Origin of the sequence: Nostoc sp. CALU 1950 (genome assembly GCF_051172895.1) — a bacterium.
Taxonomy (GTDB): Bacteria; Cyanobacteriota; Cyanobacteriia; order Cyanobacteriales; family Nostocaceae; genus Nostoc; species Nostoc edaphicum_A.
The window spans coordinates 1-1657 of record NZ_JBDNJQ010000357.1 but is presented as its reverse complement, the minus strand read 5'-3'; the positions used below and the strand labels follow the sequence as shown (position 1 = coordinate 1657).

General features: G+C 42.3%; 1 protein-coding gene. It reads left to right on the top strand.

Going from position 1 to position 1657, the window contains the following annotated elements; all coding sequences use genetic code 11:
- The first annotated feature begins 464 nt into the window (after nt 1–464).
- Nucleotides 465–1520 (top strand): magnesium-protoporphyrin IX monomethyl ester (oxidative) cyclase, encoded by a 1056-nt coding sequence (gene acsF, locus ABF638_RS37865; protein ID WP_435027868.1) that lies wholly within the window; start codon nt 465–467, stop codon nt 1518–1520.
- Nucleotides 1521–1657 lie beyond the last annotated feature (137 nt).

The window sequence follows — 1657 nt, the reverse complement described above, 5'->3', positions numbered from 1 at the left end:
AAGGGGGGCTAGGGGGGATCTAATTCTATGCAGCTTCATACAAAATTGGTATTAGCTAAAAACTACTATCCCTGTCCACTGTGGCGGGGATTTTTATTTAGACTATTGTGATTTGATCAGATTAAAGCAATATTGTGTGATTTCAAGATTCTTGCAGAGAACTATCGGAATGACTCCCCAGATTAAAACCTCTGAAACTTTGAGTAAGGTTAACTAAATATTAGTATATGCCTGTATATCTATATACTGGATTTAGATAGGGAAATTTAAAAACTTAATAAAATATCTAAACCCTAGCCTTCAAAGGCTTTCCCTTTACACTTTCGCGGCTAGTATCTGTGTTATGAAAAAGGCAGTCCCGATAATTCCGACTTTACTAAAGGATTGTGAAGAGGGCTAGCCAAATAATGACATTTATCATAACTTTATAGTTATAGAACTATTGACTCATCGCCTCATCACTCATGGTTAACACCCTACCCAAGCCAGAAATTAAAACCCCCAGCAAAGAAACGGTACTCACCCCCCGGTTTTATACTACAGATTTTGAAACCGCAGCCAAGCTAGATTTGTCTGCCCAGGAAACAGAGTTGCAGGCGATGTTGACAGAAATGCGGACAGACTACAACCGCCACCATTTTGTTCGTGATGAAGCCTTTGAGAAGTCTTGGGAACACATTGGTGGTGAAGCAAGGCAGGCGTTTATAGAGTATTTGGAACGTTCTTGCATTTCTGAGTTTTCTGGCTTCTTGTTATTCAAGGAATTATCCCGCAAGCTGAAAAATCGCAGTCCAGTGCTAGCGGAAATATTTCAACTGATGGCGCGTGATGAAGCTCGCCACGCCGGATTTCTCAACAAAGCAATGGGCGATTTTAAAGTCTCCCTGGATTTAGCCACTGTTACTAAAACCCGCACCTATACGTTTTTCCCGATTGAGTGGGTACTTTACACCGTTTACCTCTCAGAAAAAATCGGCTACTGGCGTTACATTATTATTTTCAGACATCTAGAAAAGCACCCAGAAAACGAGTTTTACCCCATCTTCCGTTATTTTGAGAGTTGGTGTCAGGACGAAAACCGTCACGGAGACATATTCAAAGCATTATTGCGTTCTCAACCGCAACTCTGGAATACCTGGAAATCTAGGCTATGGAGTCGCTTTTTCTTACTCTCAGTATTTGCTACCCACACCTTGACAGTTCATGAACGTTCCGGGTTCTACAAATCACTGGGACTTGATGCCACAGAATTTGATTTCCAAGTCGTCCGCAACACCAATGAAACTGCGGGACGGGCTTTTCCGGTGATGTTGAATACTGAACACCCCAAGTTTTTCCCACGGCTGCAACGCTGTGCAGGTTACAACTTGAAAATTGCAGAGATTGAGAGCAGTTCTGCGCCGAAAGTTGTGAAGCTAATTCGCAAACTACCTTTGATTGCAGCAATTGTTTGGAATCTGCTGTTAGTTTATCTGATCAAACCCATTGATACTGAAGTATTGCGAGGAACGGTTCGTTAGCTATTAGGCATCTTCAACGAAAATCGGCGGCTATCCCTTCCATCCCTTTGAGGGGTGGAAGGGATAGCCGCCCGCCGATTTAGTCATTAGTCATTAGTCATTGGTCATTAGTCATTGGTCATTAGTCATTAGTCATT